The organism is Burkholderia sp. WTPI3, from assembly GCF_021483755.1.
GTDB lineage: Bacteria > Pseudomonadota > Gammaproteobacteria > Burkholderiales > Burkholderiaceae > Burkholderia.
On the sequence record NZ_JAGIXF010000062.1, the window covers coordinates 1 to 24,852 of the forward strand.

At 66.1% G+C, this 24,852-nt stretch carries 20 protein-coding genes and 1 pseudogene; 8 read left to right on the forward strand and 13 right to left on the reverse strand.

What is annotated here, in order from left to right:
• Positions 1-1,165 (forward strand): annotated as a pseudogene (locus tag J7024_RS26780) (FkbM family methyltransferase); the annotation flags it as partial.
• Positions 1,166-1,233: 68 nt separating this feature from the next.
• Here J7024_RS26780 and J7024_RS26785 read toward each other — a convergent pair.
• From J7024_RS26785 to J7024_RS26835, 11 genes are all read right to left on the reverse strand, one after another.
• Entirely contained in the window at positions 1,234-1,650 is a 417-nt protein-coding gene (locus J7024_RS26785; protein WP_175761712.1) for a hypothetical protein, read from the reverse strand.
• A 49-nt stretch (positions 1,651-1,699) separates the two neighbouring features.
• Complete coding sequence (locus tag J7024_RS26790; RefSeq protein WP_124829483.1) at positions 1,700-2,503, reverse strand: EAL domain-containing protein; 804 nt, start codon at positions 2,501-2,503, stop codon at positions 1,700-1,702.
• Between the two features lie 788 nt (positions 2,504-3,291).
• The gene (locus tag J7024_RS26795) at positions 3,292-4,434 is read right to left on the reverse strand and encodes a DUF2827 domain-containing protein (protein ID WP_124829484.1); all 1,143 of its coding nucleotides are present in this window, start codon (positions 4,432-4,434) and stop codon (positions 3,292-3,294) included.
• 313 nt (positions 4,435-4,747) lie between these two features.
• Positions 4,748-6,862: a phosphocholine-specific phospholipase C gene (locus tag J7024_RS26800; RefSeq protein WP_175796414.1), complete on the reverse strand. Its 2,115-nt coding sequence runs from the start codon at positions 6,860-6,862 to the stop codon at positions 4,748-4,750.
• 42 nt (positions 6,863-6,904) lie between these two features.
• A complete protein-coding gene (locus tag J7024_RS26805) occupies positions 6,905-7,108 on the reverse strand; it encodes a hypothetical protein (protein WP_096507707.1) in 204 nt (67 codons plus the stop codon).
• 179 nt (positions 7,109-7,287) lie between these two features.
• Complete coding sequence (locus tag J7024_RS26810; RefSeq protein ID WP_124829486.1) at positions 7,288-7,626, reverse strand: DUF1493 family protein; 339 nt, start codon at positions 7,624-7,626, stop codon at positions 7,288-7,290.
• A complete protein-coding gene (locus tag J7024_RS26815; RefSeq protein WP_124829556.1) occupies positions 7,626-8,084 on the reverse strand; it encodes an STM2901 family protein in 459 nt (152 codons plus the stop codon). Before J7024_RS26815 ends, J7024_RS26810 begins: the two co-directional genes overlap by 1 nt.
• Before the next feature lie 511 nt (positions 8,085-8,595).
• Positions 8,596-10,596: an acetyl/propionyl/methylcrotonyl-CoA carboxylase subunit alpha gene (locus J7024_RS26820; RefSeq protein ID WP_124829487.1), complete on the reverse strand. Its 2,001-nt coding sequence runs from the start codon at positions 10,594-10,596 to the stop codon at positions 8,596-8,598.
• Positions 10,597-10,632: 36 nt separating this feature from the next.
• Positions 10,633-11,418, reverse strand: a complete 786-nt coding sequence (locus J7024_RS26825; RefSeq protein ID WP_124829488.1) for an enoyl-CoA hydratase/isomerase family protein — start codon at positions 11,416-11,418, stop codon at positions 10,633-10,635.
• A 19-nt stretch (positions 11,419-11,437) separates the two neighbouring features.
• Positions 11,438-13,045 carry a carboxyl transferase domain-containing protein gene (locus J7024_RS26830; RefSeq protein WP_124829489.1) on the reverse strand — a complete coding sequence of 536 codons (1,608 nt, stop codon included), beginning with the start codon at positions 13,043-13,045 and terminating at the stop codon, positions 11,438-11,440.
• A 31-nt stretch (positions 13,046-13,076) separates the two neighbouring features.
• Entirely contained in the window at positions 13,077-14,258 is a 1,182-nt protein-coding gene (locus J7024_RS26835; RefSeq protein ID WP_124829490.1) for an isovaleryl-CoA dehydrogenase, read from the reverse strand.
• 171 nt (positions 14,259-14,429) lie between these two features.
• On the opposite strand from J7024_RS26835, the gene J7024_RS26840 reads away from it, so the two are divergent.
• Complete coding sequence (locus tag J7024_RS26840; protein ID WP_124829491.1) at positions 14,430-15,176, forward strand: TetR/AcrR family transcriptional regulator; 747 nt, start codon at positions 14,430-14,432, stop codon at positions 15,174-15,176.
• A gap of 67 nt (positions 15,177-15,243) precedes the next feature.
• Here the strand turns inward: J7024_RS26840 and J7024_RS26845 are convergent, their stop codons facing one another.
• Positions 15,244-15,732 carry a MarR family winged helix-turn-helix transcriptional regulator gene (locus J7024_RS26845; protein ID WP_124829492.1) on the reverse strand — a complete coding sequence of 163 codons (489 nt, stop codon included), beginning with the start codon at positions 15,730-15,732 and terminating at the stop codon, positions 15,244-15,246.
• Between the two features lie 198 nt (positions 15,733-15,930).
• On the opposite strand from J7024_RS26845, the gene J7024_RS26850 reads away from it, so the two are divergent.
• The 5 genes from J7024_RS26850 to J7024_RS26870 all read left to right on the forward strand — a co-directional run bounded on the left by J7024_RS26850 (position 15,931) and on the right by J7024_RS26870 (position 21,786).
• Positions 15,931-17,010, forward strand: coding sequence for an aromatic ring-hydroxylating dioxygenase subunit alpha (locus J7024_RS26850; RefSeq protein ID WP_124829493.1), 1,080 nt, complete (start codon positions 15,931-15,933; stop codon positions 17,008-17,010).
• Positions 17,007-17,972: a PDR/VanB family oxidoreductase gene (locus J7024_RS26855; RefSeq protein ID WP_124829494.1), complete on the forward strand. Its 966-nt coding sequence runs from the start codon at positions 17,007-17,009 to the stop codon at positions 17,970-17,972. Before J7024_RS26850 ends, J7024_RS26855 begins: the two co-directional genes overlap by 4 nt.
• 48 nt (positions 17,973-18,020) lie before the next feature.
• Positions 18,021-19,082: an aromatic ring-hydroxylating dioxygenase subunit alpha gene (locus tag J7024_RS26860; RefSeq protein ID WP_175751762.1), complete on the forward strand. Its 1,062-nt coding sequence runs from the start codon at positions 18,021-18,023 to the stop codon at positions 19,080-19,082.
• A 157-nt stretch (positions 19,083-19,239) separates the two neighbouring features.
• On the forward strand, positions 19,240-20,583 hold the full coding sequence (locus J7024_RS26865) for an MFS transporter (RefSeq protein ID WP_124829496.1): 1,344 nt from the start codon (positions 19,240-19,242) through the stop codon (positions 20,581-20,583).
• A gap of 105 nt (positions 20,584-20,688) precedes the next feature.
• Positions 20,689-21,786, forward strand: a complete 1,098-nt coding sequence (locus J7024_RS26870; RefSeq protein WP_124829497.1) for a porin — start codon at positions 20,689-20,691, stop codon at positions 21,784-21,786.
• Between the two features lie 20 nt (positions 21,787-21,806).
• On the opposite strand, the gene J7024_RS26875 is transcribed toward J7024_RS26870, so the two are convergent.
• A complete protein-coding gene (locus J7024_RS26875; RefSeq protein WP_124829498.1) occupies positions 21,807-22,253 on the reverse strand; it encodes a hypothetical protein in 447 nt (148 codons plus the stop codon).
• A 377-nt stretch (positions 22,254-22,630) separates the two neighbouring features.
• On the opposite strand from J7024_RS26875, the gene J7024_RS26880 reads away from it, so the two are divergent.
• Complete coding sequence (locus J7024_RS26880; protein ID WP_124829499.1) at positions 22,631-24,823, forward strand: TonB-dependent siderophore receptor; 2,193 nt, start codon at positions 22,631-22,633, stop codon at positions 24,821-24,823.
• The last annotated feature ends 29 nt before the right edge of the window (positions 24,824-24,852 follow it).

Consider the following 24,852-nt stretch of genomic DNA (forward strand, 5'->3'; position numbering starts at 1 on the left):
GAACTGGAATCGCGCACTCGACCACGAGTCCCGCTGCGAATGGGGGCACGCGATCGCGCGCTGGCAACGCGCGCGCGGCCGCGGACTCGACGACGACGCGATCGCACTCCAGCTCGCGTCGTGCTACGGCTTCTCCGGCGAGCCGGATGCCGGGCTCGCGGCGCTCGAACGCTTCGGCGATCCGGCCGCGCTGCCCGACGCGCAGCGCGGGCACGTCGAGCTTGCGCGCTCGGCACTGCTGCTGCGCGCCGGCCGGCGCGCCGAGGCCGGGCGCGCGACCATCGCCAGCGAGAACGTGCTGACAGCCGCGCAATTCGGACTGCCCACGGAGCGCCTCTACGAGGGCCAGTCGCTGCACGGCAAACGGCTGCTCGTGATCAGCTACGGCGGCGCCGGCGACCAGTTCCAGTACGCGCGCTACCTGCATGCGCTGGAAGCGCTCGGCTGCGCGGCGGTGACCGTCGTCGTGCCCGATGCGCTGACGAGCCTGATGCGTCACACGTTCCCGCGCATCGAATTCGTCGGCGCCCACGGCGCGTGGGTCGACACCTCGCAGATCGCTTACGATTACTGGTGCTCGTTCCTGGTGCTGGCCGCGCAGTTCGGCTACGCGCCGACGCCGGACGGCGCACCGGCCGTGTATCTGTCGTGTCCGCCCGCGCAGGCGGCCGCGTGGCGCGAACGCGTCGCGCGCGACGGCAGCGCGCCCGGCACGCGCCGCATCGGCCTGAACTGGCGCGGTCAAAACGAAAGCGACACGCGCTTCCGGCGCGCGGCCAGCCTGCGCGACCTCGCGCCGTTGGCGCGGCTGCACGGCCATGCCGCGTACTGCCTCAACCGTGACGTGTCCGCGCAATCCGAGTCGCCGGATCTGCCGGTCACGTTCCCGCATCATACGATCGGCGACTTCAGCGATCTGGCGGCGCTGATGCTCGCGATGGACGTCGTGGTCACCACCTGCACCGCGCACATCCACCTGGCCGGTGCGCTGGGCGTGCCGGCCGTGCTGCTGCTCAGCCCGAAAGCCGATGCGCGCTGGGAAACCGGCTCGCGCACGGCGCTCTACCCGGGCATCCGGATCGTGCGCGCCGCGCACGCGGGGCGATGGGACGATGCGGTCGACCGCACGTTGGCGCTCGTGCTCGGCGGTTTCGGAAAAGATTGATAACCGGCCTGCCGGACGTGGCAAGCCGGTTGTCGACGTGAGTCGAGCGTCAAGCGAGCAGCAGCGCGCTAGGCCGGCACCTTGTCGCCGCGCTGCGCGGCGAACGCAAGGCCATGCCGGCGGCCGACTCGCGCAAGCGCCGCGAAACAGCGGTTCGCCTGGCGGCTGACGCGGCCGGCGTGGCGCGCCATGCTGCCGGACACGCCGCGCGCGATCGCCGAGTCGTCGCCGCACGCGCCCGCGATCACGCCGCCGTAATAGTGCCGCGCCGCGAGTTCGCGGCTCTCGGCGTCGAGCGGCTTCATCCGCTGAATACGGTGGGCAACGACGTTCAGGCCATCGATAAACGGCGCGACGTCGAGCGGCGCATCGGCCGCGTCCGCACCGAGTTGCCGCAGCATGTCGGCAAGCTCGGCGATCGCGACGAGCGCGCGCCCGTCGGCCGCCTGCGTGCCCGTCCCAAGCCCGGCCTTCATGTGCGACATGTTCGCCCCTTCGCGATCCAGGATTGCCCGATACCTACGCGCCGCGACGTCATGCGGCAGCCGGCGAGCGCCACGAAAACCGGATGCCCTGCGCCCACGCGACGCCGGAATCCAGGATGATCTGCCGGTCGACCTCGTTCTCCACGCCTTCGACGACGACGTGCCGTGCGCTTTCGTGCGCAAACGCGATCAGCCGGCGAAACTGATAGCGCCCGATCGCGTTGCGCTTGATCAGCGAGAGCACCGACCGGTCGAGCTTCACGATATCGGGATTGCCGATCACCAGACTGTTGAGCGCGCTGAAACCGACGCCGAAGTCGTCGATGGCAACGCGGCATCCGGCCTGCCGGAACCGATTCACGAACGCGCGGCCCGCGACGGGGTTCAGCGGCCCCGTCTCGGTGATTTCGACGACCAGCCGTGCCGCGGCCGACGGCTCGCGCTCGAGCCGCCTGATGATGGCCATCCACGCGTCGTCGACAACCGCGCTCGGCGCCGCAATATTGCAGCCGTACACGGCTTTCGGATCGGCGCGCAACTCGTCGATCGTCCGGTTGACCACGAGCCGGTCGAACCAGCGCATCAATCCAAGCGATTCGAGACGTGGCAGAAATGCGAGCGGCGGCAGCGTGTCGCGCCCTCCCCACCGCAATCGCGCGAGGCATTCGTGATACAGCACGCCGCCCGACAGATCGGCCCGGCATACCGGCTCGCGCGCGAATCCGAGCCGGCTTTCGACGAAACTGCGTACCGACGCGAGGTCGGGGTGATCGTCAGCGGCACCGAATACGAGATCGATCTCGTCCCGATACGCTTCCCTGTTCGCCTCAAGGCGAGGTTCGACCGTACTCATCCGGCGCTCCGGCAAATGTCGGGCCGCCGATGACGGCCCGCGCTCAAGATACATGTGGAGCAAGCCGACAACGACATGCTCCACCGCCTACCCGGCCCATCCTCTTATTTCGATCTTTTCCGGGAGCGTACTTTTCATTTCGGCGCGCCGTCAAATCCGATATTGTCAACGATATTCAAACAGGGAAAATACACCACAGCGACACCCTGCCGACAGTGCGACAGGTTACACAAAACTGTCGGGGAAATTTCAGTCGATTCAGTTTATTAACCGGCGCCAGACGCCTTCAGCGGATTATTTATTCTCGACACGAGTTTCAAAGATCGGATGTTTGTCATTTGATGTGACGAATAGCCGTCGATGAAGCCGCCCCGTCAATCAGCGTCGATCCCGCCCGGCATGGCCTTCCGGCCGCATCGCCGATCGCGATTCGGTCACCGCGGAATTCAATTTCGCCGTTTCAAACGATATTACGAAGATCCAAAGCGGAATCGATCTTAATTCCGTCGACAATAGCGATCCGAATTATATGACAGCTCGCCTCTGTAAGATATTTAACAATCTTTTCGACTTGTTAACCTATAAAATTATTTTCGACGGACTTCCCTCGGAGCCGTCAAATTCGTGCCTTCAAAAACCGTCGAATCTCCCCGGTTCGACGGTTTCTTTTTTAACGGCATCGTTTCTTCAGACTTTAACCCCGGAACACTCCGAATGACGGCACGCGCAGCCGCGGCAAGTCGCGCAGATCGCGAACGAATGCGGACCCCGGCTCGCCTCCGGCGAGGCTATGCGGCCGTCGCGCCGGTCAGGTTGGCGAGCAGCGCATCGTATTCGGCGACCAGCGCCGGGTTCGCCGACGTATAGCGGGCGAGGATGTCGCGCTGGCGCCGCGTATAGCCTTCCCAGTCATCGTCGTGCGTGTGCAGCGCATGCAGCAGCGCATCGGCGCCCTTCTGCACGTCGTTGTCGGGATAGTAGTAGCCGAGCTCGGGCGCGAGACTCGCGTTGTGCACGAGCGGATAGCCCTGCCAGCACACGTCGAAATAGAAGTAGTTCAGCGGGTTCGACCATTGATGCGACACGACGATGTCGGTCAGGTCGGCCAGGAACAGCGGCGTGTCGAAGCGCCCGACGAAACTCGCCTTGCCCGCGCGCACGATGTCCAGGTAGTTCATCAGCATCACGAACTCGGGGCTGTCGTGCGCGAGGCGATCGGCGTTGGTCACGTGCGTGAAGCAGATCGAATCGGGGTCGCGGCGATACGCTTCGTCGATGATCAGCATCGGATACACGCAGAACTTCACGACGTTGTGGTTCGGCTCCATCACCGTGAGCCGCTTGCCCGGCTCGCTGCGCGGCCGGTATTCGCCGTGCTCGGGAAGCGACTGCGCCCGCGCGCTCAGGAACATCGGATCCCACACGAACGGCACGACGCGCCCGGGGCAGCGGCGCAGCGACTGCAGGAACGGCAGCGACGATGGCGCGATCTGCGGAATCGCCCACACCTCGTCGTAGCCGCGGTTGATGAACAGCGAATCCCACAGCCGGCGGCCGAACAGCATCGACTCCATCGCGTTGATGTACTCGACACCGCAGCAATAGCTGACGATCTTCGCGCCGCGCGCCTTCAGGTAAGCCGTCTGCTCGCCGTCGATCTGCCCGCCGAGTTCGATCACGACGTCGAGCGCGTCCTTCATGTCGGCGAACGCGCGCGTGTCGTACACGCTGCGATCCCAAGGCAGTGCATCGGTGAGCGGCACGTCGGTCGTGTTGACCAGCGTCACGCGGTAGCGGTGCGGCGACGCCATCAGCAGCTTCGCGAGAAACAGCGCGTTCTGCTTGATGCCGTTGATCCACAGGCTTTCGTCGGGGGTGCGCAGTCCGATGGTGATGCCGATGCGCAGGCCGTTCAGGGCAGGAGACGTCATCGTTGGCGGGATGGGAGGTTGGATGAGGCTGGAATCCACGCAGTGTAGCGTGCGAAGCGCCGCCCGCGTCAAGCGGCGGCAAATGCCGGCGGCAGCCCGGCATTCTAGCGGAGCGCCAGTCGCACAGTGTCAGGAATGGTCAGCACCTGGCCGGTTCGCCGCGCGAGCGGCTAATGGGCATGACGAAGGGATGGCGTGCCGATGAGGGCGCACGGTAACGAGTGACGGGTGCCAGCCCGACGCACCGCCGCCCCTCGACATCGCCCGCGCGTGCGCCAGCCGCCATCGGCCGGCCGGCGCACGCCGGTTGCCGTCAGATCGCGGTGATCGTCGGCGCGACGGCGGCTGGGTCGGTGATGCTGGCCTTGCCGGTTTCGACGTGCCCCGCGATGCGGCGTACCCAGCCCGCATTGCCCGCCACCGCGAACTGCAAGTCGTACCAGCGGCTGCTGCACGACAGGTCCCAGTGCGCCTCGACGCGCTGTCCCGCCGGAATCGTCAGCGTGCGCGGCGCCCCGCCGTACGCGACATCGGTCGCCGTGACCGTGAGCGCGCTGGCGCCGGCATTCGCGATCGTCACGTACACGTCGCCGTTGGCGACGTCATAGCACGGCGTGATTTCCGGCTTCGCGCCGGCGTCCGCCGCGGCCGAGCCCGCGAAGCGCCGGAAATAGCCGTTCGGGCCCCACACGCTCACGAGATAGTTGCCGCTTGCGTCGAGTGCCCACGTATCGGTCAGTTGCTTGCCCGCTTCGACCGTATAGCGGCGCGGCATCGCGGCCGGATCGCCCGTATAGACCCAGAAGTGCGCGCCTTGAGTGCCGGTATTCGCAAACGTCAGCGCATAGCCTTGCGCCTGGAGTTGCCCGGTGACGTGCAACTCGTACGGCAGCGCGCGAGCCGGCCGCGTGCCCGACTCCTGCGCCGTCACGACCTGCTGCGCGGTACTGGCCGGCGCCGTCTGCGACGACGCACGCGAACATTGCAGGTCGGCCTGCGCGACATACGACTGCGTGCTCGGCAAGCTCGGCAACGTGGCATCCGGTTTCGAGAAGTCCAGCGCCGACGTCAGGTCGCCGCAGATCGCGCGGCGCCACGGCGAGATGTTCGTCTCCATCACGCCGAAGCGCTGCTCGATGAATTGCAGCACCGACGTGTGATCGAAGACCTGCGAGCAGACGAAGCCGCCCTTCGACCACGGCGACACGACGAACATCGGCACGCGCGGGCCGAGGCCGTACGGCAGGTTGTCGGCCGTATACGTGCCGGTTTGCGTCGACGTCACGTGGTCGTGCCGCTCGAGCGACACGTCCACGGTGCTCATGCCGGAGCCGGGCAACGTCGGCGCCGACGGCGGCACGACGTGATCGAAGAAGCCGTCGTTCTCGTCGTACATGACGAGCAGGACGGTCTTGCTCCACACCTCGGGATTGGACGTCAGCGCATCGAGGATCGTCGACAAATAGTAGGCGCCGTACAACGGCGTGAACTTCGGATGCTCGGAATACGCGGCGGGCGGCAGCAGCCACGACACCTGCGGCAGCGCGTTCGCCTGCACGTCGGCCTTCAGTTGCGTGATCGGTCGCGTGCTCATCCCGCGCGTCTGCAGCGACGAACCGGCCGGCGCGTTCACGAAGTTGTTGAAGCACGCCAGCATGTTCGTGCCGTAGTTGCCGGTGAAATTGTCGAACCCGGTACCCTGCTGGTAGATCTGCCACGAGATACCGGCCTTCTCCAGCCGCTCCGGGTAGGTCGTCCAGCTGAAGGGCGGCAACTGGATCTTGTCGAACTGGTTGTCGATGTAGTCGGTGTTGTCGAGCAGCGGGCCGCCGCCCGTGCCGAGCGGGTCGACCATGCCCGTCATCAGGTACATCCGGTTCGGATGCGTGTTGCCGGGAATCGAGCAGAAATAGTTGTCGCACACGGTGAACGCATCCGCGAGCGCGTAATGGAACGGGATATCGTCGCGGATGTGGTACCCCATCGTCATGTTCGACTTCTGCACCGCCCATTGATCCGCCCGGCCGTTGTCGATCGCGCCGTGCGTCGTCGCCCACGTATGCGGCAGGCCGCCGATGCACTGTGCGTTGACGCCCGGGTCGGTCGTGTCGTAGCGGAACGGCGCGATCACGCTCGCCTGGTCTTCCTGTCGCGGCTGGAACCAGACCGGCTTGCCGTTCGGCAGCGTGACCGGGAAGCGGTCGTTATAGCCGCGCACGCCGCTCAGGTGACCGAGGTAATGGTCGAACGAGCGATTTTCCTGCATGAACACGACGATGTGCTCGACATCCTGGATCGTGCCCGTCACGGTATTCGGCTCGATCGCAAGCGCCTTGCGGATCGACTCGGGAAGCAGCGCGGTGGCGGCGGTCGCACCGGCGAGGCCAGCGGAGAACTTCAGAAAATCGCGTCGCGAATGGATAGCCATGCTGATTGCTCGTGATTGGATTTCTGGTGGAATTGGCCGGTATCAGGATGCGGGCGAGGAAGCCGGGGCGGTGAAACCCGGTGGGCAGCGCATCTGCGCGGTGGCGACCGTGCCACCGCCGCACGCGGCCTTCTGCTGCGCGACAGGCGCAGGGGTTGCAGTCAGGTCGTCGTTGCAGGCGCTAAGGAGTGCGATCAGCGTGAGCAGGCCGGCGACCGCGAAGGGCCGCAGGGCCGACTTTCGCATAACGGTTCTCCGTGGATGTGATGACGTGACGCGGACGCGAAGCCGCGCCGGTCATATCGACGCCGACATGCTAAGTTTGACGTGTTACACGACAGTGTCGCGCGACAGGGATCGACGTGCATGCGGATGCACGCGCTGGCCAGCAATGAACCGGGCGATGCCTGGCCCTTTTTGAGCGGTTACATCGTCCACCGCCCGGTTTCAATCGCCGCCTCCATCATTTTGACGGTAAGCGGGTGCTCCAGTATTTTGTCCCGGGCGTCAGCACTAAATGGCGACCTGAATACCGTCATCAAGAATCGACCCAATCCCAGTTTCCGGGACGGGTAATAATAGTCAATGTCGAAATCGGCAATATCAACACCAAACGTTTCCGAAAATCTCCGCATCAACCTCAACATGGCTCTGTCGGAAATTTCAAGATCGATGCAGAGATCCGTGTCCGGGGTAATCTCGAGCTCGCCCTGCAATGGCGAATCAGCCTCATCCCGCACCATCTCTATCAGACGACCGTCCATTAAAAGCGATCCTCCTGCTTGACCAAGTCATTGTACGTGACTGTAGAGCGATACATGATGATTGATATATCGATAGCGGTAATGACCCAGCCGACCACCGGTACGGCCCGCCCGACAAAGGCGCCGAGCTCCCTGGTAAATTTGATCTTGAGCAGCAGGAGACTCTTGAATGACGTTACCGTTGGCAGAATTTTGTACTTGAGTTCATAGGGCAGCACCTTTCTCGATACCCTGGATGCGATCGAGGTTCCCTTGACCGCTCCGCCGAACTTCCCTCTGGTCGGCACGAACCTTTGACCCAACAAAATCATCGCGATCCCGACAGCATCATCGATACCCAATTCATCACAGGCCACGTCGATAACAATCAGGCAGAGAAGTTCTGGCGGGGTATGGTCGATGTGAATTCCGTATTTATATTTGTTCGCGAACTCGGTCTTTCTCTCAGCTACGTTCATTCGATCATTGCGCAGGACACTGAGCCGCACATCCCGGCGGTTACGGTAACGCAGCCATGTCGAGCATGGGCAAGAACGCGCAGTTGTAGCTTTGGTCGAGCCTGATTTTCCAGACGTCCCGGAAAGTAGCCGCCATCGCGCTTCCCCTTTCTGCACAAGAGGAAGCGGCCAGTTCATTTCAGCGAAGAAGTCCGGACGGGTCCGGTTTCGATCTTTGAACAACTGTTGCAACGGGCAAACCGGTGCAAGGCGGCGCAACAGCACATGTCGCGCTGCCGCTCACCGGCGAGGATCACTGGACGATTCAAAGATCTTGAAGACGCCACACGCAGATTATTTATTATTGTCTACGCGCAACGAGAACGACAACCACGACACCAGAATGCGGTGTCGTCCCGATGCATGCGCATCAGGCATTCGCATCCGGATGTCGTCGGGCCTTTCCTGCCTTGAAGCACGGCCCTAGTCCCGCGCGTGAGAGCCGGCAACGGCCCTCACGCGTCCGCACCGCTCAGTTCTCCGCCATCACCAGCAACTGTGCACCGTCCGCGACCTGGTCGCCGACGCCGTACAGCACTTCCGCGACGACACCCGCGCCCGGCGCGCCGATCGTGTGCTCCATCTTCATCGCTTCCATCACGATCAGCGGCGTGCCGGTCTCGACCTTCTGCCCCGGCTCGACCAGCACCGCGATGACCTTGCCGGGCATCGGCGCGGTCAGGCGCCCGCCGCCATGCTCGACATCGCCCGCGTGCGCCAGCACGTTGCGCCATTCGAGCGTCTCGGCCACGCCCTGCGTGAACACGTGGAAACTGTCGCCGTCCGCATACACGCGGCCGCTGCTGCGCACACCGTCGAGCGTCACGTCGAAGTCGAGCGGCGTCGCGCCACGCATCCACGCGAACGGCTGCGCGGCCGCGTCGCCGGCGGCAATCCGCGCGCCGCTGCCGTTGTCCTCGTAAGTCACCGTCAGGTCCGCTTCGCGATCGGGCGCATGCCAGTCGAGCGTGCGGCGATAGCCGCCGTTCAGCCGCCAGTCCGGCAGCGAACGCCACGGCGACGCACCTTCCTGCGCGGCCGCGCTCCGTTCGCGTGCGAACAATGCCGCGCAGGCCAGCGCGAGCGTCGCGCGCGGTAGCTGTTGCGGCGCGAACAGCGCATCGTGATTGCGCTCGATCAGGCCCGTGTCGAGATCGGCGATCGCGAACGGCTCGCAAGCAACGATCCGCTGCAGGAACGCGGCATTGGTGTGCAGCCCGACCACTTCGCATGCGCGCAGCGCACGCAGCATCCGGCCGAGCGCCTCCGCACGGTCCGCGCCGTGCACGATCAGCTTCGCGATCATCGGATCGTAGAACGGCGTGATCGCATCGCCTTCGCGCACGCCGCTGTCGACGCGCACCGGCGCGCCGATCGCGAACTCGACGCCGTGCGGCAGCCGCAGGTGCTTCAGCGTACCCGTCGACGGCAGGAAGCCGCGCGCCGGGTTCTCCGCATACAGACGCGCCTCGAGCGCATGACCCTGCACGCGCAGCTCTTCCTGCTTCAGCGGCAGCGGCTCGCCGGACGCGACGCGCAGTTGCCACTCGACGAGATCGAGCCCCGTGACCATCTCGGTGACCGGGTGCTCGACCTGCAGCCGCGTGTTCATCTCCATGAAGTAGAACGCTTCGCCCGTCATGATGAATTCGACGGTGCCCGCACCGACGTAATTCACCGCGCGCGCCGCCGCGACAGCCGCTTCGCCCATCGCCTGGCGCACGTCGTCGTGCAGGCCCGGCGCCGGCGCTTCCTCGAGCACCTTCTGGTGACGGCGCTGCACCGAACAGTCGCGATCGAACAGGTAGACGGTGTTGCCGTGCGTGTCGCCGAACACCTGCACTTCGACGTGACGCGGGCGCGTCAGGTATTTCTCGATCAGCACGCGGTCGTTGCCGAAGCTGCTCGCGGCCTCGCGCTGGCACGACGCGAGCGCCGCCGGAAAGTCCTCGGAGCGCTCGACCACGCGCATCCCCTTGCCGCCGCCGCCCGCGCTTGCTTTCAGCAGCACCGGGTAGCCGATCCCGTCGGCCTCGCGATGCAGGTTGCCCGCATCCTGGTCGTCGCCGTGATAGCCGGGCACGAGCGGCACCGCGGCCGCGTGCATCAGCGCCTTCGCGGCTGCCTTCGAGCCCATCGCCGCGATCGCGTCGACCGGCGGCCCGATGAACACGATGCCGGCCGCTTCGCACGCATGCGCGAAATCCTCGTTCTCCGACAGGAAGCCGTAGCCGGGGTGAATGGCCTGTGCGCCCGTGGCGCGCGCGGCCTCGATGATGCGCTCGATGCGCAGGTAGCTGTCCGCGGCCGCCGAGCCGCCGATGTGCACGGCTTCGTCGCACGCGGCGACATGCTTCGCGTTCGCGTCCGCGTCGGAATAGACGGCGACGCTCGCGATCCCGAGACGTTTGCACGTCGCGGCGACGCGGCAGGCGATTTCGCCGCGGTTGGCGATCAGAATCTTGTCGAACATGGCTTCGGTGTCGTCCGGAAAGTTATTGGCACGCCATCATTCACGCCACGAAGGCGTGCGCTTTTCGAGGAACGATGCGATCCCTTCGCGCGCTTCCGCGCCTGCGCGGGTCCGCGCGATCCAGTCGGCGGTCTGCTCGATCAGCGTCGCGTCGAGCGGGCGGCCGGCCACGTCCGCCACGAGCCGCTTGCACGCCCGCACCGCGTCGGGGCCGTTCGCGACGAGCGCCGCGGCCAGCTTCGCGACCGTTTCGTCGAGCGCCTCGGCCGGAACCGCTTCGTGAATGAAGCCGAGCGACGCGGCGCGCGTGCTGTCGAACACTTCGGCCGTCGTGAAGTAGCGGCGCGCGGCGCGCTCGCCCATCGCGCGCACGACGTACGGCGCGATCGTCGCGGGAATCAGGCCGAGCCGCGCTTCGGACAGGCAGAACTTCGCGCCGTCGACGGCGATCGCGATGTCGGCCGCAGCGACGAGGCCCACGCCGCCCGCATACGCGTCGCCATGCACGCGCGCGATCACCGGCTTGCCGCAGCGGTGGATCGCCTCGAGCATCCGCGCGAGCTTGCGCGCATCGGCACGGTTCTCGTCGTCCGAGTAACCGGCCATCTTCTTCATCCAGTTCAGGTCCGCGCCCGCGCAGAACGCCGGGCCTTCGGCCGCGAGCACGATCGCGCGCACGCCTTCGTGCGCATCGAGCCACTCGAACGCGGTGGTCAGCTCGGCGATCGCCGTCTCGTTGAACGCGTTGCGCACGTCGGGGCGTGCGAGCGTGACGGTCGCCACACGGCCGGCTTCGCTTACCTTGATCGTTTCGTATCGCATCGGTGAGTTCTCCTGGCCGTTACATGCGGAACACGCCGAAGCGCGTATCGTCGATCGGCGCGTTCATCGACGCGGCCAGGCCGAGCCCGAGCACGTCGCGGGTCTGCGCGGGGTCGATCACGCCGTCGTCCCACAGCCGCGCGCTCGCGTAGTACGGATGCCCCTGGCGCTCGTACTGGTCGCGGATCGGCTGCTTGAACGCATCCTCTTCCTCGGCCGACCACGAACCGCCCTTCGCCTCGATGCCGTCGCGACGCACCGTCGCGAGCACCGACGCGGCCTGCTCGCCGCCCATCACCGAGATCCGTGCATTCGGCCACATCCACAGGAAGCGCGGGCCGAACGCGCGGCCGCACATCCCGTAATTGCCGGCGCCGAACGAGCCGCCGATGATCACCGTGAACTTCGGCACCTTCGCGTTCGACACGGCCGTCACCATCTTCGCGCCATGACGCGCGATGCCTTCGTTCTCGTACTTGCGCCCGACCATGAAGCCCGTGATGTTCTGCAGGAAAACGAGCGGAATCTTGCGCTGGCAGCACAACTCGATGAAATGCGCGCCCTTCACGGCCGATTCGGAGAACAGGATGCCGTTGTTCGCGATGATCCCGACCGGGTGGCCCCAGATGTGCGCGAAGCCCGTGACGAGCGTCGTGCCGAAACGCGCCTTGAATTCGTCGAATTCGGAATCGTCGACGATGCGCGCGATCACCTCGCGCACGTCGAACGGCTTGCGCGTATCGACGGGAATCACGCCGTACAGGCTCTTCGCGTCATAGCGCGGCGGCTTCGGTTCGCGCAGCGCCACCGGCGACGCGATCTTCGGCGCCAGGTGATCGACGATGTTGCGGGCGATCGACAACGCATGCGGGTCGTTCTGCGCGAGATGGTCGGCCACGCCCGACAGGCGCGTGTGCACGTCGCCGCCGCCGAGATCCTCGGCGCTCACTTCCTCGCCGGTCGCGGCCTTCACGAGCGGCGGGCCGCCGAGGAAAATCGTGCCCTGGTTCTTCACGATGATCGACTCGTCGCTCATCGCCGGCACATACGCGCCGCCCGCCGTGCACGAACCCATCACGACCGCGATCTGCGCGATGCCGGCCGCCGACATCGTCGCCTGGTTGAAGAAGATGCGGCCGAAGTGGTCGCGGTCGGGGAACACGTCGTCCTGGTTCGGCAGGTTCGCGCCGCCCGAATCGACGAGGTACACGCACGGCAGCCGGTTTTCCGCGGCGATTTCCTGCGCGCGCACGTGCTTCTTCACGGTCATCGGGTAGTACGTGCCGCCTTTGACCGTCGCGTCGTTGCACACGATCATGCATTCGCGGCCCGAGATCCGGCCGATGCCGGTGATCACGCCCGCGCCCGGCGCGTCGTCGTTGTACATGCCGTTCGCCGCGAGCTGCGACAGCTCGAGGAACGGCGAGCCCGGATCGAGCAGTTGCGCGATCCGGTCGCGCGGCAGCAGCTTGCCGCGCGACAGGTGCTTGTCGCGCGCGGCCTGGCCGCCGCCTTGCGCGAGCTGTTCGATCTTCGCGCGCAGGTCGGCGACGACCGCCTCCAGCGCCGCGGCGTTCGCGCGGAATTCTTCCGAGCGCGGATTCAGTTTCGATTCGATGATCGGCATCGACGGGGCTCCGTTCGCGTGACGTGGGGCGTTACATCGTTTCCGCGAACAGCTCGCGGCCGATCAGCATCCGGCGGATCTCGCTCGTGCCGGCGCCGATCTCGTACAGCTTCGCATCGCGCCACAGGCGGCCGACCGGGTATTCGTTGATGTAGCCGTTGCCGCCGAGGATCTGGATCGCCTCACCGGCCATCCACGTCGCCTTCTCTGCCGTGTAGAGGATCACGCCCGCGCAGTCCTTGCGCACCTGGCGAATATGATCGCTGCCCGCGGAGTCGAGATGGCGGCCGACCGCGTACAGGTACGCGCGGCATGCCTGGAACGTGGTGTACATGTCGGCGACCTTGCCCTGGATCAACTGGAATTCGCCGATTGCCTGGCCGAACTGCTTGCGGTCGTGGATATACGGAACCACCGCGTCGAGACACGCGGCCATGATGCCCGTCGGGCCGCCCGACAGCACCGCGCGCTCGTAGTCGAGGCCGCTCATCAACACCTTCACGCCGCCGTTGAGCTGGCCGAGGATGTTCTCTTCCGGCACCTCGACGTCCTGGAACACGAGCTCGCCCGTGTGCGACCCGCGCATGCCGAGCTTGTCGAGCTTCTGCGCGACCGAGAAGCCCTTCATCCCCTTCTCGACGATGAACGCGGTGATGCCGCGCGCGTTCGCTTCGACGTCCGTCTTCGCATAGACGACGAGCGTGTCGCAGTCGGGGCCGTTGGTGATCCACATCTTCGTGCCGTTCAGCACGTAGCGATCGCCGCGCTTGTCCGCGCGCAGCTTCATGCTGACGACGTCGGAGCCGGCGTTCGGCTCGCTCATCGCGAGCGCGCCGATGTGTTCGCCCGACACGAGCTTCGGCAGGTATTTCTGTTTTTGCGCCTCGGTGCCGTTGCGGTGAATCTGGTTCACGCACAGGTTCGAATGCGCGCCGTACGACAGGCCGATCGACGCCGACGCGCGCGAGATCTCCTCCATCGCGACCATATGGGCGGTGTAGCCCATGTTCGCGCCGCCGTATTCCTCGGACACCGTCATCCCGAGCACGCCCAGATCGCCGAACTTCTTCCACAGATCCATCGGAAACTGGTCGGTGCGGTCGACCTCCGCCGCGCGCGGCGTGATTTCCTTCGCCGCAAACGTCGCGACAGCGTCGCGCAGCATCTCGATGTCTTCACCGAGCATGAATTGCACGCCGGGCAGGTTGATCATGTCTCCTCCGTCTCCAGAAAGTGGGTCGCATGCGCCGATTTCTGAGTTTCGCTCAAATCGGATCAATGCGTCGATTCATTAAGCTAATGCAGCGGAAATTTTGCACAGTTTCGCGCTTCGTCCGGCCTGTAGTCAATAGTTTTCTGAGTGATACTCAGATATCATGGAGACATGACAGCCGCTACCGCCGACACCATGACCGCCACCGCCAAAGCCGACCGCGCCGACTCGTCGCGCGCACCCGCCGGGCGCAAATCCCAGCAGCGCGTGCAGGACATCCTGCGCGCCGGTCGGGAAGTGTTCGCAGAAAAGGGTTACGAGCATGCGACGGCCGCAGAGATCGCGCAGCGCGTCGGTGTATCGGAGGCCACGGTGTTCAGCTACTTCCGCGGCAAGCGCGAGCTGTGCGCACGCGTGATCGCAGACTGGTATGACGAAATCATTGCCGCGTTCGAACACGGCATGCCGCTGGAGGCGTCGGTGCAGCAGCAGTTCGCGTTCGTCGTGCGCACGCACTTGCGGCTGATGCTGGTGAACGGCACGGGGCTGTGCGCGCTGGTGCTGTCGGAAGGCCGTGCGAAGCAGCATGCGCTCAGCGACGAGCTCACCGCGCTGCAGCGCCGCTACACGGCGCCGCTGATGGACGTGCTCGCGCGCGGCCAGGCGGCCGGGCAGGTGCGCCGCGACATGCCGCTGAGTCTGCTGCGCTCGATGGTGTTCGGGCCGATCGAGCACGTGCTGTGGGATGCGATCCTCGGGCACCGCAAGCTCGACACGGAAACGACGGCCGCGCAGCTGATCGACATGCTGTGGGCGGCCGTGCAGCCGCCCGCGCCGGAGCAGGCGGCGCTGGTGCGCTTCAGGAATGAAGTCGCGGAAGCGGTGCGGCGTCTGGAAGGGGAAGCGTCACGCCCGTGACGCGGGCGCGCCGCGCGCCCGCCGCCCCGCTTTTCGCCCCTGCGCCGTCGCGCGGAAAGCGGAAACGCTACGAGTCCTCGCCGACCCGCAGCGGCGCGCGGCTCTGCTCGTTGTTCAGATGCACGAACTTGCGCAACAGGCGCATCAGTTCCTCCGAATCGTCCTCGCCCATCCCGTCGAACAGGCCGGCACGCAACTCCTTCACCGACGGAATCAGGTGCGTGAGCAATTCCACGCCTGCCGGCGTCAACAGCAGCCGCCGCTGACGCCGCGGCAGCACCTCGCGCACGATCAGCCCTTTCGCTTCGAGCCGGACCGCCAGATCCGCCGTCGTCGACGTGTCGAGCGCCACCCGCTGCGCGAGCGTCACCTGGTCGAGCCCCGGACACTCGTAGAGCATCCGCAGGACCGCGTACTGCACCGGCGTCACGTCCCGGCCCAGCTTCTCGTAAAACATCGCGACAGCGATCTGGTGCGCGCGCCGGATCAGGTGCCCGGGCTCGTCGTACAGATCGAGCGGGAAGGTCGGCACGTCGGCGGGATTCGTTTTTTCCATGAATGAGCGATGACATAGGCGGCGCACGCCGGTTGCGTGCGCCAACGGCATGGCGCTGCCTCGCGCCATTTCCCGGGAAAACCAGTATACCGCCCGGCTTGCCCGCGCCAATCTCAATGAGTACACTGAATCTCATTCAGTACACGGAATGAAGAGGCGCCGCGTATCGGCGGCACCGACCTGAAGGAGACGACGAACGTGTTTCTCAAGAACGCTTGGTATGTGGCGTGCACGCCCGACGAAATCGACGGCAAGCCGCTGGGCCGCAAGATCTGCAACGAATCGATGGTGTTTTACCGCGCGGCCGACGGCCAGGTGGCCGCGCTCGAGGACTTCTGTCCGCACCGCGGCGCCCCGCTGTCGCTCGGGTTCGTGCGCGACGGCGTGCTCGTATGCGGCTATCACGGGCTCGAAATGGGCTGCAACGGCAAGACGGCGGGCATGCCGGGCCAGCGCGTCGGCGGGTTTCCGCCGATTCGCAGCTTCCCGGTGGTGGAGCGCTACGGATTCATCTGGGTATGGCCCGGCGACGCGTCCGAAGCCGATCCCGCCAAACTGCCCACGCTGGCGTGGGCCGAGGATCCGGCCTGGGCGCACGGCGGCGGCCTGTATCACATCCGCTGCGACTACCGGCTGATGATCGACAACCTGATGGACCTCACGCACGAGACTTACGTGCACGCGACGAGCATCGGCCAGAAGGAAATCGACGAAGCACCGCCGAAGACAACCAGCCACGGCGACGAAGTCGTCACGAGCCGTTTCATGGAGAACGTGATGCCGCCGCCGTTCTGGCAGATGGCGCTGCGCGGCAACGGCCTCGCCGACGACGTGCCGGTCGACCGCTGGCAGATCTGCCGCTTCACGCCGCCGAGCCACGTGATGATCGAAGTCGGCGTCGCGCATGCCGGCCATGGCGGCTACGACGCGCCGGCCGAGTTGAAGGCGTCGTCGATCGTCGTCGACTTCATCACGCCCGAGACGGACACGTCGATCTGGTACTTCTGGGGGATGGCGCGCAACTTCCGGCCCGACGATCCCGCGCTGACCGCCGAGATCCGCGAAGGCCAGGGCAAGATCTTCGCGGAGGATCTCGAGATGCTCGAGCGCCAGCAACTCAACCTCGAGAAATGGCCGGATCGCGCGCTGCTGAAGCTCAACATCGACGCCGGCGGCGTGCTGTCGCGCAAGGTGATCGACCGGCTGCTCGCCGGCGAACGCGCAGCGAGCCCGCAGCGGCCGGTGATTCCGGTCACGCCGATGAAGGAGGCGTCATGAGCGCCGCGACGTTGACGGTCAGGGTCGCCCGCAAGTGGCAGGAAGCGCGCGACATCTGCGGGTTCGAATTCGTCAGCGACGACGGTTCGCCGCTGCCGCGCTTCGACGCGGGCGCCCATATCGACGTCCATTTGCCGGGCGGCCTCGTGCGCCAGTACTCGCTGTGCAATCACCCCGAACACGCCGACCGCTATCAGATCGCGGTGCTGCGCGATGCCGACGGCCGCGGCGGCTCGCGCGCCATTCACGATGAGGTCCGGCAAGGCGATACCGTGAAGATCGGGATGCCGCGCAACCATTTCCCGCTCGCGCCGAACGCGCCGCATCACCTGCTGCTCGCCGGCGGAATCGGCATCACGCCGATTCTGTGCATGGCGGAACGGCTGTTCTCGTCCGGCATCGCGTTCGACATGCATTACTGCGCACGCTCGACCGATCGCATGGCGTTCGTCGAACGGATCAACGCCGCCGGGTTCCACGATCGCGCCCGCTTCCACGTCGACGACGGCGATCCCGCGCAACGCTTCGACCTCGCCACCGTGCTCGCCGCGGCGCCGGACGGCACGCATCTGTACGTATGCGGCCCGCGCGGCTTCATGGATGCGGTACTGGCCGAAGCCCGCGCACGCGACTGGGCCGGCGAGCGGCTGCACTACGAATTCTTCGGCGGCGCAGTCGAGTCGTCCGACACCGATCGCGCGTTCCAGGTTCGCATCGCGAGCAGCGGCCAGGTGATCGACGTGCCGGCCGCATGCACCGTCGTCGCGGCACTGGCCGCAAACGGCGTCGACGTGTTGACGTCGTGCGAGCAAGGCGTATGCGGCACGTGCATGACGCGCGTGCTGCAAGGCGAGCCCGATCATCGCGACTCGTATCTGACCGACGACGAGAAGGCAGCCGGCGACCAGTTCATGCCGTGCTGCTCGCGATCCAGAACCGACATGCTGGTACTCGACCTGTAGACGGGCCGCGCGACGCGCGGCGGCACAACACGATATTGGAGACGATCGATGGAACAACACGCCGGATCACCGATCAACAGTACTCAATTCCCGGTCGACCGATGGTGGGTCGCGGCCCTTTCATCCGAACTGACGGACGCCCCCGTCGCACGCACGTTGCTCGGCCGCCCGGTGGTGCTGTTCCGGCTGCCGTCCGGCGAAATCGGCGCACTGGAGGATCGCTGCTGCCACAAGTCGCTGCCGCTGTCGTGCGGCTCGCTCGAACCGCGCGGCCTGCGCTGCGGCTATCACGGCCTGCTGTTCAACCGTGACGGCGCCTGTGTCGAGATTCCCGGCCAGGACCGGATTCCGGCAAAGGCATGCGTGTCGTCGTACCCGGTGCGGGAGCAGGACGCCATTGTCTGGATCTGGATCGGCGCCGACCCGCACGCGCAACCCGCCTGCGCGCCGCCGCACTACGCGTTCCACGCGGATCCGCACTATCGCTTCGGCGGCGGCCGCTACCATTACGACGCGCCGTATCAGCTCATTCACGACAACCTGATGGACCTGAGCCATCTCGGCTATGTGCACCTGAAAACGATCGGCGGCAACGCGCCGCTGCACATGGGCGCGGACACCCGCGTCAGCAGCGACGGCGACACGGTGTCGCTGATCCGCCGGATGCCGGATTCCGAGCCGCCGCCAACCTACACGGCCGCATGGCCGTTCGCGGGCCGTGTCGATCGCTGGCAGGAAATCGAATTTCACGTGTCGCATATCCGGATCTGGACCGGCGCGATGGACGCCGGCACCGGCGACCTGCTCGATCCGTCGCGCGGCGGCTTCCACATGCGCGGCTTTCACGGCATCACACCCGAGACCGACGCGACGACGCACTACTTCTGGACCGTTGCGACCAATCCGAAACACGACGTCGAGCGTGTCGCGCAAACGGTCATCGAGCAGTCCGCCGCGACGTTCGACGAGGACAAGACCGTGATCGAAGCGCAATACCGGAACCAGTTGCGGTTTCCGGGAAGCCGGCAGATCGACATCCATGTGGACGCGGGCCCCAATCGCGCACGCCGCGTGATCGAGCGGCTGCTGCGTCAAACCGAACCCGCGTAAGCGTCGCACCGGCGCGCGCATCAGCGGGCAACGGCCGCGGGCGGCCTCAGGGACCGCGTCCGCCCACCCAACCCAACCACTTTCACCCGTTCAATACCGCCGGCTTCGATTCGATTCCATTTAATTAGTCATACTATTTTAATAAAGGGTCTTTGACATGAGTGCAAATATCCGCAATACGATTGACGTATCCCCGATGAGTGCGTTCCAGACGATGGCCGTGACGGCCTGTGTCGTACTGAACATGCTCGACGGCTTCGACGTGCTGGCCATCGCGTTTGCCGCGCCGCATCTGGCGGCCGAGTGGAAACTGAGCGGCAAGGAAATCGGCCTGCTGCTCAGTGCCGGCCTCGCCGGCATGGGCATCGGCTCGGTGCTGATCGCACCGCTCGCAGACCGCGTCGGCCGCCGCCGGATCATCCTGCTCTGCCTCGTCGTGATCTCGACCGGAATGCTCGCGTGCGCCGCCACGCACGACACGCTTCAGCTCGCCGTCGCACGTGCCTACACGGGGCTCGGCATCGGCGGGATGCTCGCGAGCCTGACCGTCATCAGCGGCGAATACGCATCGAACAAATGGCGCAGCGCCGCGATCGGCATGCAGTCGACCGGCTATGCGATCGGCGCCACCGCGGGCGGCGTCGTGGCCGGCTACCTGCTGTCGACGTGGGGATGGCGCAGCGTGTTTGCGTTCGGCGGCGTCCTGACCTTGCTGTCGATCCCGATGGTGCTCGCACTGCTGCCGGAATCGCTCGACTTCCTGCTCGCGAAACGCCCGGACGACGCGCTGCGGAAAATCAACCGCATCCTCGCCAGAATGAAGCGCGCACCGATCGACGTGCTGCCGGCCGCTGCCTTGTCCACCGACACCGGAGCGCCCGCGTCGAGCTGGACGGCGGTCCTGCGGCCGCCGCTCACGCGCCGCACGATCGCGCTGTGGATCGCGTTCTTTCTCGTGATGGGCAGCTTCTATTTCGTCGTGAGCTGGACGCCCAAGCTGCTGGTCCAGGCCGGGTTGTCGGCGTCGCAGGGCGTGACCGGCGGCGTGCTGCTCAATCTCGGCGGCATCGCGGGCGCGTCGCTGTTCAGCCTGCTGTCGACCCGCGTCGGCCTGCGCAACCTGCTCGGCGCCACGCTGCTGCTGGGCGGCGCACTGATGGTCGTGTTCGGCGCGAACACCGGCTCGCTCGGCATCGGGTTGACGGTCGGGGTATTTCTCGGCGCCGTCATCAACGCATGCGTGGCCGGCATGTATGCGCTGTCGCCAACGCCCTATCCCGCCGAAATCCGCACGACCGGCATCGGCCTCGCGGTCGGCATCGGCCGCCTCGGCGCGATTCTGTCGCCGATGACGGTCGGCGCGCTGCTGGACGACGGCTGGTCCGTGTCGCATCTCTATCTCGCATTCCTCGTGCCGATGGCCGGCGCGGCGATCGCCGTCGCCGTGGCCTGCGGGCCCGCCCGGGCGCTGCGCGGGCAGCGCGATCCGGCGATGTCGTAACGCACGACTGCTGCAGTTTCGCCGACACCCGTCGGCACCCTGGGTCGTCACCGGGCGACCCGATAAAAATAGATAAGTACATCTACACACTGTTTGGAGACAGCAATGAAAATGAAACTGGGCGTCGCATGCTCCACGGCGCTGACGCTGGCCCTGGCCGGCCCGGCTTGCGCGCAAAGCAGCGTCACGCTGTACGGGATCGTCGACACCGGCGTGTCCTACTACAACAATGCCGCACACGGCGGGTCGTTCACCGGGATGCCGACGCTGACCGGCGAAGTACCGTCGCGCTGGGGGCTGAGAGGCACGGAGGATCTCGGCGGCGGCTACCAGGCCTTCTTCGTGCTCGAGAACGGCTTCCAGCCCGGCACCGGCGCGCTGAACTACGGCGGACGCCTGTTCGGGCGGCAGGCAAACGTCGGCGTGAACAGTCCGTTCGGGACGCTGACCCTCGGCCGCCAGATGAACATGTCGATGATCGTGCTGACCAATGCCGACGTGATCGGCCCGTCGATTCACTCGATGGCGGATTTCGACTCGTACCTGCCGAATGCGCGCAGCGACAATGCGATCGGCTACAAGGGCACGTTCCACGGCGTAACGCTCGGCGCGACGTACAGCTTCGGGCGCGACGCGGCCGGGCCGGCAGGACCGTCGGCGACGGGCTGCGCGGGCCAGGTGGCGGGCGACATCGTCGCATGCCGCCAATACACGGCGATGATCGCGTATGACGCGAGCAATTTCGGACTTGCCGCGTCGCACGACGTGATGCGCGGCGGCGGCGGTGCACTCGCGCCGCTGAACAATCCGGCCTACACCGACACGCGCGACATCGTCGCCGGCTACGTGAAGATCGGCCCCGCGAAACTGGGCGCCGGCTGGATCCGCCGCAACCTCGCGGCGGCCGAACATCTGCAGGCCGACATCGTGTTTGCCGGCGGCACGTATTACGCGACGCCGTACCTCGCGCTCGACCTCCAGGGCGTGCGCTACCTGCAGCGCCGAGAAAGCGCCGACGGCGCCAACGCCACGTTGCTCGTGGGCCGCGCGAACTACTTCCTGTCGAAGCGGACGACCGTCTATACGTCGGTGGGCTACATGTTCAACAGCGCACTGGCCGCGAACGCGGTCGCCGCGGGCGGGACGGTCGGCACCGGGATGAATCAGCTCGGCGTGATGGCAGGCATCCAGCAGAAATTCTGAGCGCCGGCCACGGCGCTACGTCAATCGGCGAGCCGGCAATGCACGAGCTTCAGCCCCGGCAGCACCGGCGCGTCGATATAGCCTTCGTTTACGCAACTGAAGCGGAAATTCGCGGATGCCGTAAACGGCTTGATCTCGCCGCCGGGGAATTTCGGCTTCAGCCCATCCTGGTCGGCCACGTCGAAGTGCGTATCGAACTGCTCGCCGTCGGTCGTCAACGCACCGAAGTACGTGCCGCCCGGGTCGCTGCCCATCCGGATCACCGCGCCGACGAATGCGAGGCGCTTACCGTCGTATTTCGCCTTCGCGGTGCTCATGTCCTGCGTGTAGGCCTCGATCACGGTGCCGTAGTGCGCATCGATCGCAGGCTCGGCAGCCGGCGCGGCATGAACGGCCTGCTGAACGCCGGTCAGCATCGCACATGCCGCGAGCGCGGCCGCCGCAAACGGCACGGAAATCCTTTTCATGGGGTGGTCTCCCGTCAAACGTGGTGGTTGAAGTGATTGAAGGCGGCGCTGCGCCGGCTGCCCGACGCAGTGCGAAATGAACGCGCCGGCGTTGCTTCACCACCCGCGTGGTCGGCTGCGGTGCGCGGCGTCGCGCTGCACGCGACGTGACAGGTAGATGACATGGTGCGGCCCCCGGCTCTCATTGAATTTCACTGCTTCTGATTTTGGGCGCTACGGTAGCAAATGCCCGCCGGCCCGGCAATCGCGGCGCACAGTCCGGATCAGCATTATTACAATTGCAAATGATTATCATTACATATATCATGCGCACCCTGCCGCGGCGAAGCCGCTGCGGCCCGCGACCCGATTCTTAGCACTCCGTCACTCACCGATTCATGCCATCCCGTCGACCGCCCCGCCGCGCCCGGACCTCGCGTCCGTGGCGCACGAGCCTGCCTGCCCTGATCACCCTTTGCGTCGCAAGCGGCGCGCATGCGGCCGCCGACGATCGCGCGCCCGCCGACCCTGCCGCGGCAGCAGCGTCGCCCACGCCCGCATCACCGCCCACCGGGCGCGAACTGCCGGCGATCAGCGTCAGCGCGTCGGCGGCCGCGGACCCGACCGTCGGCTATCAGCCGCGCACCAGCAGCGTCGCCGGCGGCGGCGACCGGGCGATCAAGGACATTCCGCAATCGATCGCGGTGGTCAGCAGCAGCGTGATTCAGGACCAGCAGGCGCGCTCGCTCGACGACGTGCTCGGCAACATCAGCGGCGTCACGCAGACCAACACGCTCGGCGGCACGCGCGACGCGTTCATCAAGCGCGGCTTCGGTTCGAACAATGACGGGTCAGTGCTCGTCGACGGCGTGCGCACGCCGGTGTTGCACAGCTATCTGGCGACGATCGACCGCGTCGAAGTGCTGAAGGGCCCGGCTTCGCTGCTGTACGGGATGCAGGATCCGGGCGGCGTGATCAATCTCGTCACGCGCAAGCCGGAAGACGCGTTCGGCGGCTCGATCTCGGCATCGCGCACGAGCCATGGCGGCAGCAGCGCGCAGTTCGACCTGACGGGCCCGCTCGGCAAGCCGGGCCAGGTCGCGGGCGGCACGCTCGCGTTCCGGCTCACCGGCGAATACGACACGAGCCGCTACTGGCGCAGCTTCGGCCGCGAACGCGACGCGCTGATCGCGCCCGCGCTGTCGTGGCACGACGCGAACACGTCGATCGACGTCAGCTACCAGTACGTCGACTACACGACGCCGTTCGATCGCGGCACCGTGCTCGTGAACGGCCGCCCCGACGACGCACTGCGTTATCGCCGCTACGAGGAAGCGTGGGCGCAAAGCAGCGGGATCCAGGAAACGCTGCGCGCGCGCATCGAGCACCGCTTCTCCGACGCATGGCGCGTGCGCGCGACCTACGGCTGGGGCCGCGACCGCTACGATCAGTACATCACCCGGGCGACCGCGTTCAACAGCGCGACCGGCATGCTGTCGCGCTCGTCCGATGCGAACCTCGGGCGCAACGACTCCGACCAGATCGCGACGCTCGGCCTGCTCGGCAACCTGACGCTCGCGGGGATGAATCACGCGCTGTATGTGGGCGGTGAATACGAACGGCAGCGCAGCTTCCGCGGCGACACGATCCGCGGCACCGCGACGAAGGGGTTCGATCTCTACGATCCCGTCTACGGCCTGCTCGCGCCGGGCGGCACGCCGAGCACGAAGCAGAGCGATTCGCTTTCGAAAGGCCACACGTACTCGATGATCGTGCAGGACTCGGTGAAGCTCACCGACCGGCTGACCGCGGTCGCAGGGCTGCGCTGGGAAGACTGGCAGCAGGAATCGGGGATGGGCCGGCCGTTCGTGTTCGCCGACCGCTCGCACGGCAATGTGTGGCTGCCGCAGTTCGGGCTCGCGTATGCGCTCACACCGTCGCTGACCGCGTATGCGAACGTGAGCCGCTCGTTCAAGCCGAACGTTGCATCGAATGTCGCGTCGCCGCTCGCGCCGGAATTCGGCCGCGTGCTGGAAGCCGGCCTGAAGTTCAGCCTGAAGCCCGGTATCACCGGCACGCTCGCGGCTTACCAGATCGACAAGCGCAACGTCGCGGTCACGGTGGGCGATCTCACGTCGACGATCGGCACCGCGCGCTCGCGCGGGATCGAGCTCGACGTCGCCGGGCAGATCACGCGCCACCTGAGCCTGATCGGCAGCTATGCCTACACGAACGCGAACGACCGCGACAGCAACACGCCGCTCGTCAACGTCGCGCGCCACACCGGCAGCCTGTTCGCGGTGTACGACACGGCCATTGCGAACCTGCCCGGACGCTGGCGCTTCGGCGGCGGTGCGCGGCTCGTCGGCGCGCGGCCCGGCGACACCGCGAACAGCTTCACGCTGCCCGGCTACGTGACCGTCGACGCGTTCGCGGCGTACGAAACGACGATCGGCAAGTTTCCGACGCGCATCCAGCTCAACGTGAAGAACCTGCTCGACAAGACCTACTATCCGTCGAGCAACAGCAACCTGATCGTCGCGGTCGGCGAGCCGCGCCTCGTCACGCTGACGACGACGGTGTCGTTCTGACCATCCGGCACGCGGTGAAACGGCGCGGC

What these genes read in the sequence shown, in the direction of transcription:
- J7024_RS26785 (WP_175761712.1), bottom strand. Translation starts at nt 1,650, where the DNA reads ATGTCGCACATGAAGGCCGGGCTTGGGACGGGCACGCAGGCGGCCGAC.
- J7024_RS26790 (WP_124829483.1), bottom strand. Translation starts at nt 2,503, where the DNA reads ATGAGTACGGTCGAACCTCGCCTTGAGGCGAACAGGGAAGCGTATCGG.
- J7024_RS26795 (WP_124829484.1), bottom strand. Translation starts at nt 4,434, where the DNA reads ATGACGTCTCCTGCCCTGAACGGCCTGCGCATCGGCATCACCATCGGA.
- J7024_RS26800 (WP_175796414.1), bottom strand. Translation starts at nt 6,862, where the DNA reads ATGGCTATCCATTCGCGACGCGATTTTCTGAAGTTCTCCGCTGGCCTC.
- J7024_RS26805 (WP_096507707.1), bottom strand. Translation starts at nt 7,108, where the DNA reads ATGCGAAAGTCGGCCCTGCGGCCCTTCGCGGTCGCCGGCCTGCTCACG.
- J7024_RS26810 (WP_124829486.1), bottom strand. Translation starts at nt 7,626, where the DNA reads ATGGACGGTCGTCTGATAGAGATGGTGCGGGATGAGGCTGATTCGCCA.
- J7024_RS26815 (WP_124829556.1), bottom strand. Translation starts at nt 8,084, where the DNA reads ATGAACGTAGCTGAGAGAAAGACCGAGTTCGCGAACAAATATAAATAC.
- J7024_RS26820 (WP_124829487.1), bottom strand. Translation starts at nt 10,596, where the DNA reads ATGTTCGACAAGATTCTGATCGCCAACCGCGGCGAAATCGCCTGCCGC.
- J7024_RS26825 (WP_124829488.1), bottom strand. Translation starts at nt 11,418, where the DNA reads ATGCGATACGAAACGATCAAGGTAAGCGAAGCCGGCCGTGTGGCGACC.
- J7024_RS26830 (WP_124829489.1), bottom strand. Translation starts at nt 13,045, where the DNA reads ATGCCGATCATCGAATCGAAACTGAATCCGCGCTCGGAAGAATTCCGC.
- J7024_RS26835 (WP_124829490.1), bottom strand. Translation starts at nt 14,258, where the DNA reads ATGATCAACCTGCCCGGCGTGCAATTCATGCTCGGTGAAGACATCGAG.
- J7024_RS26840 (WP_124829491.1), top strand. Translation starts at nt 14,430, where the DNA reads ATGACAGCCGCTACCGCCGACACCATGACCGCCACCGCCAAAGCCGAC.
- J7024_RS26845 (WP_124829492.1), bottom strand. Translation starts at nt 15,732, where the DNA reads ATGGAAAAAACGAATCCCGCCGACGTGCCGACCTTCCCGCTCGATCTG.
- J7024_RS26855 (WP_124829494.1), top strand. Translation starts at nt 17,007, where the DNA reads ATGAGCGCCGCGACGTTGACGGTCAGGGTCGCCCGCAAGTGGCAGGAA.
- J7024_RS26860 (WP_175751762.1), top strand. Translation starts at nt 18,021, where the DNA reads ATGGAACAACACGCCGGATCACCGATCAACAGTACTCAATTCCCGGTC.
- J7024_RS26865 (WP_124829496.1), top strand. Translation starts at nt 19,240, where the DNA reads ATGAGTGCAAATATCCGCAATACGATTGACGTATCCCCGATGAGTGCG.
- J7024_RS26870 (WP_124829497.1), top strand. Translation starts at nt 20,689, where the DNA reads ATGAAAATGAAACTGGGCGTCGCATGCTCCACGGCGCTGACGCTGGCC.
- J7024_RS26875 (WP_124829498.1), bottom strand. Translation starts at nt 22,253, where the DNA reads ATGAAAAGGATTTCCGTGCCGTTTGCGGCGGCCGCGCTCGCGGCATGT.
- J7024_RS26880 (WP_124829499.1), top strand. Translation starts at nt 22,631, where the DNA reads ATGCCATCCCGTCGACCGCCCCGCCGCGCCCGGACCTCGCGTCCGTGG.